The organism is Synechococcus sp. R55.3 (genome assembly GCF_047461975.1).
Classification (GTDB): Bacteria; Cyanobacteriota; Cyanobacteriia; order Thermostichales; family Thermostichaceae; genus Thermostichus.
In genome coordinates this window covers 1-6,956 of record NZ_JANSIG010000117.1, presented here as the reverse complement: position 1 = coordinate 6,956, position 6,956 = coordinate 1, and the positions used below count along the sequence as shown (strand labels likewise).

General features: G+C 57.7%; 6 protein-coding genes and 1 pseudogene. 5 read left to right on the top strand and 2 right to left on the bottom strand.

Features of this window, described 5'->3' with window-relative positions; genetic code table 11:
• Window positions 1–439 precede the first annotated feature (439 nt).
• From hisG to NW849_RS13480, 3 genes are all read left to right on the top strand, one after another.
• A complete protein-coding gene (hisG, locus tag NW849_RS13490; RefSeq protein ID WP_011433162.1) occupies window positions 440–1,147 on the top strand; it encodes an ATP phosphoribosyltransferase in 708 nt (235 codons plus the stop codon).
• 108 nt (window positions 1,148–1,255) lie between these two features.
• Window positions 1,256–2,050, top strand: a complete 795-nt coding sequence (locus tag NW849_RS13485) for a photosystem II manganese-stabilizing polypeptide (RefSeq protein ID WP_414358265.1) — start codon at window positions 1,256–1,258, stop codon at window positions 2,048–2,050.
• A gap of 89 nt (window positions 2,051–2,139) precedes the next feature.
• Window positions 2,140–2,982 carry a class I SAM-dependent methyltransferase gene (locus tag NW849_RS13480; RefSeq protein ID WP_414358263.1) on the top strand — a complete coding sequence of 281 codons (843 nt, stop codon included), beginning with the start codon at window positions 2,140–2,142 and terminating at the stop codon, window positions 2,980–2,982.
• A 6-nt stretch (window positions 2,983–2,988) separates the two neighbouring features.
• On the opposite strand, the gene NW849_RS13475 is transcribed toward NW849_RS13480, so the two are convergent.
• Window positions 2,989–3,867, bottom strand: coding sequence for a mechanosensitive ion channel family protein (locus NW849_RS13475; protein ID WP_414358260.1), 879 nt, complete (start codon window positions 3,865–3,867; stop codon window positions 2,989–2,991).
• A gap of 217 nt (window positions 3,868–4,084) precedes the next feature.
• On the opposite strand from NW849_RS13475, the gene NW849_RS13470 reads away from it, so the two are divergent.
• Window positions 4,085–5,269: an NAD(P)/FAD-dependent oxidoreductase gene (locus NW849_RS13470; RefSeq protein ID WP_414358258.1), complete on the top strand. Its 1,185-nt coding sequence runs from the start codon at window positions 4,085–4,087 to the stop codon at window positions 5,267–5,269.
• Window positions 5,270–5,311: 42 nt separating this feature from the next.
• Here the strand turns inward: NW849_RS13470 and NW849_RS13465 are convergent.
• Window positions 5,312–6,569 (bottom strand): annotated as a pseudogene (locus NW849_RS13465) (RNA-guided endonuclease InsQ/TnpB family protein).
• A 166-nt stretch (window positions 6,570–6,735) separates the two neighbouring features.
• Between NW849_RS13465 and NW849_RS13460 the strand changes: the two are divergent.
• The coding region (locus NW849_RS13460; RefSeq protein ID WP_414358256.1) for a DUF3084 domain-containing protein at window positions 6,736–6,956 on the top strand (221 nt) is incomplete at its 3' end.

Genomic DNA, 6,956 nt, shown 5'->3' with positions numbered 1-6,956 from the left:
TCTAAAAAAACCAACTTCATCCTCTTTCCTCTATAAATTACTCTCTCTATCCTAACATAAGATCAACACGACCTAGTAAGACCAGCTTGCTGGCATCGGTCTGTGAAGCGTCAAGAATCCCCTGCCTTTAGGCAGGGGAGTATGTCAACATCCCAGGCATTCTGGAGAACCGGTGGGGCTTTCAAGAGGCTGGGGAATCGCTGCCGGGATTCCGATCCCCTACAATCAAGGGGGCTTGCTTTTCTGGGAGAGCCCGCTTGCTGCCGGCCTGTCTCTGGGCATTCTCGCTGATGTTTCCCCCTAGGCCCCTCGTTCTAACCCGTCTCTACCAGGAGTCCACTCGGCAGGCGGGGATCCCGAGATTCTTGTGTTTGTTCATACCAATTACTTCCGGCCCAAGATCAGATCAAGGTCAGATGTAGATGTAGATGCTGAAAAAATGCTGGATGGCCGTCCCGACAGCCCACCCATCACGATTGCTCTGGCCAAGGGGGCCCTGCTGCCTGAGGCCATTCAATGTCTGCAGCAGGTGGGGATCGATTTTAGTCGTTTTTTGGATCCCGGCAATCGCCTACTGCGGATTGAGTCCCCCACCCGGCTGAACGGGCAACGCTACGAAGCGCTGCTGGTGCGCACGCACGATGTGCCGGTGTATGTGGAGTACGGGCAGGCGCAATTGGGCATTGTCGGCTACGACGTCTTGCGGGAGCGCTATGCCGGCACCGAAGCGCGGGTGGCCCACCTGTTGGATCTCCAATTTGGCCACTGTCGCATGTCGGTGGCCCTTCCCCAAGATAGCCCCTACCACTCGGCAGCTCAGTTGCCTGCTCATGCCCGCGTGGCTTCTAAGTTTGTCGGCTGCGCCCGGGAGTATTTTGACCGTCTAGATTTGCCGGTGGAGCTTATCTCTCTCTATGGTTCGGTGGAGTTGGCCCCCCTCACCGGCATGGCCGATGCCATCGTCGACTTGGTAGCCACAGGGCGCACCCTGAGGGAAAACGGCCTGATTGAGCGAGACTGCCTATTCGAGAGTACAGCTCGCCTGATTGCCCATCCCATCAGCTACCGTGTCAACCAACAGCCTATCCGCGAGTTGATCACCCAGATTCGGGAACGCTGGCTGGGATCCCTGTTGGTGGGTGGCTAATTTTGAGGCACTTCCTCTGAGGGGGATCACGATTGCGTACAATGGGGGCATTCGGGCTTATTTCCCCCAGCAGCGTTCAGATTCAAAAAAGGTTTTTCGAGGTTGATTATGCGGTACCGTCCACTGCTCGCCATCCTGTTGGCGCTTTGTTTGAGCGTCTTTGCTGTTCCGGCTGAGGCTGCCAAAGCCCCGCTGACCTATGACCAGATCCGCAACACCGGCAAGGCCGCCATTTGCCCTTCGGTCTCGGACAACGCCCGGGGCCGTATCGAGGTGCCCAGGGGGGGATCCCTGAAGCTGACGGATGTCTGCTTCCAGCCGGTGCAAATTGAGGTGGAAGAAGAAAAGCGGAACGGCGAGAAGGAGTTTATTAAAGCCAAAAACATCCTGATCTCAGCGGCCACTCTGGGGCCGATTAAAGCCGAGGTGACTCCCAAAGACGGTGCGCTGGAGCTCAAAGTGGTGGATGGGATCACCTTTCAGCCGACCACCGGCCAAATGCCCCGCCGCGAGCTGGTGCCGTTTCTGTTTAGCGTGAAAGACTTGGTCGCCACTGCCCAGGGCTCCGCCATTGACCCTTCGACGGATTTTGAAGGGGAGTTCTTGGTGCCCGGCTATCACAGCAGCACCTTCCTCGACCCGCGCGGGCGGGGATCCAACACCGGCTACGACACTGCGGTAGGTCTACAGGCTGCCAAAGATGATTTTGCCACCAACCGCAAGGTGGACGAGGTTTCCCAGGGGAAAATGTCGCTGCGGATCGCTCGCGTGGATCCCAGCACCGGGGAGATGGCGGGATCCTTTGTTAGCATTCAGCCTTCCAGCACCGAGCAAGGGGCGATGGAACCCCACACTGTTCGCGTTCAAGGCTTGTTTTACGCTCGCCTGGCGCAGGAGTCTTGAAGAGGCTTGAGGAAAGCCGAGAAGAGATCCAATTTCGGGCTTGAGATGGGCAGAGATCCCGGCGATCCCTGCCTATTTCTGTTGATACTATGTCTGTCTGGGTTTGCCCGTTGGGGAAGTGTGCAGCGATGGTGGGATCCCACAGCGTCTGTTTTGATCGGGCCGCCGATTTTTACGATGCCACCCGCAGCTTTCCTCCCGGCGTAGATGAAGCGATCGCCGATGCAATCTTGGCCGCGGTGGAAGCCACCCCTGAGACCCACTTTCTCGAGGTGGGCATTGGGACAGGACGCATTGCCTTGCCGCTGATCCGTCGCGGCTATTCCTATTCCGGCATCGACATTTCCGAGCGCATGCTGGCCGTCTTGCGGCACAAAATTCAACAAAGTCTGGGCCAAATGCCGCCACAGGTTCATTTGCAGATGGCCGATGCCACCAACCTGCCTTTTAGGGAGCAGTGTTTTGATGCGGTGATCACGGTGCATGTGTTGCACTTGATCCGCGAGTGGCAGCAGGCGATTGGCGAGATCCGTCGCGTGCTCAAGCCAGGTGGGGTCTACCTCTACGGCTATGGAGAGCGGGTGATGAGCGCCCGCCACTCGTTCGAGGCCCGGTGGACAGGCATTCTGGCAGAGCTGGGATTTGAATCCCAACAGGTTGGAGCCGATGCCGAGCAGGTGGAAGCGTTGTTGCAGTCTCAAGGGGCTCATGTGGAACAGAGGACAGCGGCAGAGTGGCAGACGGCCATCGCTGCCCAAGCTTTGTTTGATCTGTACGCTCAGCGCTGCTACAGCAGCTCCTGGCCGATCCCAGAGGAGATCTTCCAGGCGGCCATTGCCCGCTTGCGAGCTTGGTTTGGCGAGACTTATCCCGATCCCAAGGCAATTCTGCTGGGGGAGAGCCGATTTCAGATGCTGCTGGCCCGCTGGTAGGGATCCCTAGGCGACCTTGGGATTAGGGATGTGATCCTGAAAATCGTGCTGGTCGAACACGTAAACGGTGCGAATCGGGTAGGGGATGACCAATCCGGCTCGGTCGCAGGCCTGTTTGAGAGCCATCATCACCTGAGTGCGGACGCGCCGCACCTCCGGCTTGCGGGGCCGAGTCCAGTAGCGCACCACAAAATCAATGGAACTGTCTCCGAACCCCACAATGTCCAACTCAAAGGGGGGATCCGCCAGCACCCCCTCGACCCCCTGCATGGCTTCCCGCAGCACCTCCAGAGCTTTGGGCAGAGGTGTATTGTAGTCGAGGCCAATTTCCAGATCGGTACGGCGGAAGGGGCGATCGGTCAAGACCGTGATCGGGCTGGTAAACACAATAGCATTGGGAATGACCACGCGCTCCCCCTGATAGGTGCGAAGCTGGGTGGAGCGAATGCTGATTTCTTCAACGGTGCCTTCGAATTCTCCGACGATAACTTGGTCGTTGAGTTGAAAAGGCTCGTTCAAAAGCAGCAGCACACCCGCCAAGAAGTTCTTGAAAATGTCTTGAAAAGCAAAACCAATGGCTACCGACCCTAACCCCAGTAGCCCGATGAGGTCACCCAAGCGCAGATCCGGGAAAGCCACCACGCTGGCCGCGAGGATCCCGACCACCCAGGCGCCCACTTGGCCGATCTGCACCAGCAGCATTTGCAGGGAAGGGCTGGGGATCCACCGATTGGCTGCGGATCCTACCAGACGCCGCACGGCTCGAACGCCATAGCGGGTAGCCCAGAGGATGACTGCGGCGATCAAAAAGCCCGGCAACAGCTCAATGCCTCGCCCCACCATCTCCAGGAGACTGCGGTTGATGGTTTGAAGTAGTTCGTTCATACCCTCATCCTTGCTATGCAATTGGCTACGATGAACACAAATGGACTTTGGCAGACTCTGAACCCGAGGAGACTCTCAATCTGGACTCAAAGAAGCCCTTTGCGAGTTCCTCTTCAGCCAGTATCGGCCACCGGTGCAGGCTTAGGTTCTGCTGCGCTTGCTACCCTGAACGGAGCCACTTTGCCGCAAGATGAGGTTCAGGGCAACGAGGGAAGCGATGGCCAACTACGACTGGATCGTGATCGGTGGCGGGATTACCGGGGCAGCTCTGAGCTATGAGCTGGCCCGCCAGGGGGGATCCGTTCTCCTCGTGGAGAAAGAAGCGGTGCTGAAGGGGGCAACCCGCTACAGCTACGGGGGCTTGGCCCATTGGGCGGGCAAAACGCCGATGCTCAAAGCTTTGGGGGAAGAAGGGATCCAACGCTACCGCACCCTGTCAGAGGAGTTGGAGGCAGACATTCAATTTCGTGAGCTGGACCTGCTCATGCCCATTGCCCCCGGCTGTGATGTGGAGGCTGTCGAGGCGGATCTGGCCGACTGTCGCATCCCACCCCGGCGGATTTCGGTGGAGGCAGCCTGCGAGCTGGAGCCACTGCTGGATCCGGCAGCTCTGGAAGCAGTGCTCTGGGCTCGGCATGGCCACATCAACCCCTTGTTGACGGCGCTGGCCTTTCAAACAGCCTTGCAACGATTGGGGGGATCCCTCTTGATCACAACAGCAACGGCCCTGCGGCGGCAGGAAGCGCGTATCACGGGCGTAGAGGCTGGAGCCAACTGCTATGGAGCAGGCCAGGTGGTGGTGTGTGCCGGCGGCTGGACGCGGGCTTTGTTGCGCCAAGCGGGGATCCGGGTGCCCATCTACTTCACCCATGCCGAATCCCTGGAGCTGGAGCCCTCGGATTTGCAATTGAGAGCGCTGGTGATGAGCGCGCCTGTGCAACGCTTGGAACTGGAGCGGCAAGCCGCCCATCCCGATCGGGATCCCCTCTGGGACGAGCCGGGGCACGAGCTTGGCCCGCCGATTTTGGATGCCGGGATCCTGCAATTTGTGGATGGCAGCATTCGCATGGGCCAGATCAGCCGGGTATTGACAGATCCCCATGCCGAGGTGGATGCAGCCGCCAGCGAAGCCCAGATCCGGGAACAGGCTGGTCGCTACCTGCCCAAGTTGGCCCACCTGCCCGGACGGTGGTATCACTGCTTGGTGGCCTTTAGCGCCGATCACCAGCCTCTGGTCGGATCCCTGCCCGGTTGGGAAGGCTTGCAACTGTTTTCCGGCTTCAGCAACCCCCTGCCCATCGTGCCCGCTTTGGCCCGTCGCTTCGCCCAACAAGCCTATGGACAGGCGGATGAATGGATCCCTGCTCTATCGCCGGGGCGGTTTGCCCAGGTTTGGAGTTGATGCCTTACCTGCTCTCGATGCTCCTCGCCGAGCAAGTGTAAACTACCCGCACCACTCATGCTGACGCAAAGCGCTCGGCGCCGCTAAAGCGAAAGAGTGCGGGCTTTCAGTAGCCCTGAGCCTGTTATGCTCTGCCAGAGAACAAAACAAACCCGTTCGCGAAGCGAGCCGTAGGCTTAACCTCTAGGCTGGTTTACAGCAGCCCCCAAAAGCGCAATCACATTCGCACCATTCAAGTCCGCATCCCCTTCCCATCCACAGTGCCCACACTTAAACTGCTTCCCACTGCGGTAGGACTGTTCAGGGTCGGGATGAATGCGCAAACACCGGTGGCAAGTTTGACTACTGTAGCGGGGATTCACCAACACCACCCTAACTCCTGCTTGCAGAGCTTTGTAGCCAATAAAGGTGCGCAGTTGGTAGAACGCCCAACTATTTGCACGCATACGCTCTGTCTGACTGCGCGGCTGTTGATTGACCCTTTCCCGAATCCCTGTCAAGTCCTCTAAAGCAATAGCGCTGTTCGTTGCTTTTGCCTAGCCACAATAGCTTTGGAGATGCGATGATTGACCCACGCTTGAAAGCGCCTCTCCTTGCCAGACAGCCGTTGCAGCAGCTCTCTGCACCTGCGCCGGGAACTGCGGCTGCCCTTACTGGCTTTTTGCTGGAGTACCGCTCTCAGCTTGGAATAATGCTCTCGTATTTTGCTCAACTGCTGTCCATGCCAGTTCTCTCCCTCCGATGTATGGGCAATGTCTGTTCTCCCCAAATCCACGCCTATTACTCGCTCTTGCGGTTTGGTAACAGGTGTTTCTGTCTCTAGGCAAATTTGCAGATAGAACCCACCACCACGACGCTGAACCAGAGTCGCTGCTTTGGGTTTTGTCCCTGCTAACTTCCTGCGTTGATAGTTGCCGATGGCTAACTCAAACCGTTCCCTGCCATCAACGGTAGTGATGGACACTGTCCAATCTTTCTCTCTGAAGGAAAAGATGCGGGCATCGTAAGTAACAAACGGTTTCTTGAACTCCTTGACGGGTCTATTTTTCCGTTGTGCTCCTTTGCGACTACCTGCGACTCTGCGGTATACCTGCTGAGCCAAGTTACTGGACAAGCCAAATCGCGACCTAAGTTCGTAGTAGCAAAGGGATTGGAGCTTGATGGCATTGACTACCTTTGCTGGGGTGTTGGCATTGACCCAGTTCAAGGCTTCTGTGAAAGCAGAAAGGGTAGCAGAGAGTTTTGCCGCTTGAGCTTCTGCTACCCTGAGCTTGCAGGAAAGGGTCAGGACTTGGGTCATAGCTCTACCATACTTCATCAAGACGCATTCCTCCCGACGCTGACCCTACGGGTACAGCGCGGGGCTCCTGCGCGAGTAAGCTGAATTCCTATTTCCCACCTCCCCAACAACTCCCAAAATCCTCAGGGCAACCTTGCTAAGATTTCCATGGCAGGGATCCGGGAATATGCAAGGCGTACTGCTAATCCTCTACATGTTGGTTGTCAGTGGCCTGATTGCCGCTGTTGGGGATCGGGTGGGCTACCGCATTGGCAAAAAGCGCCTTACCTGGTTTAACCTGCGCCCCCGCCATACCGCCATTCTGGTGGCCGTGGTGACCGGCGTGAGCATCTCCGCCCTGACTTTGGGCACACTGCTGCTCCTCAACCGCTCTCTGTCGGAGGCCCT

What these genes read in the sequence shown, in the direction of transcription:
- hisG (WP_011433162.1), top strand. Translation starts at nt 440, where the DNA reads ATGCTGGATGGCCGTCCCGACAGCCCACCCATCACGATTGCTCTGGCC.
- NW849_RS13485 (WP_414358265.1), top strand. Translation starts at nt 1,256, where the DNA reads ATGCGGTACCGTCCACTGCTCGCCATCCTGTTGGCGCTTTGTTTGAGC.
- NW849_RS13480 (WP_414358263.1), top strand. Translation starts at nt 2,140, where the DNA reads ATGTCTGTCTGGGTTTGCCCGTTGGGGAAGTGTGCAGCGATGGTGGGA.
- NW849_RS13475 (WP_414358260.1), bottom strand. Translation starts at nt 3,867, where the DNA reads ATGAACGAACTACTTCAAACCATCAACCGCAGTCTCCTGGAGATGGTG.
- NW849_RS13470 (WP_414358258.1), top strand. Translation starts at nt 4,085, where the DNA reads ATGGCCAACTACGACTGGATCGTGATCGGTGGCGGGATTACCGGGGCA.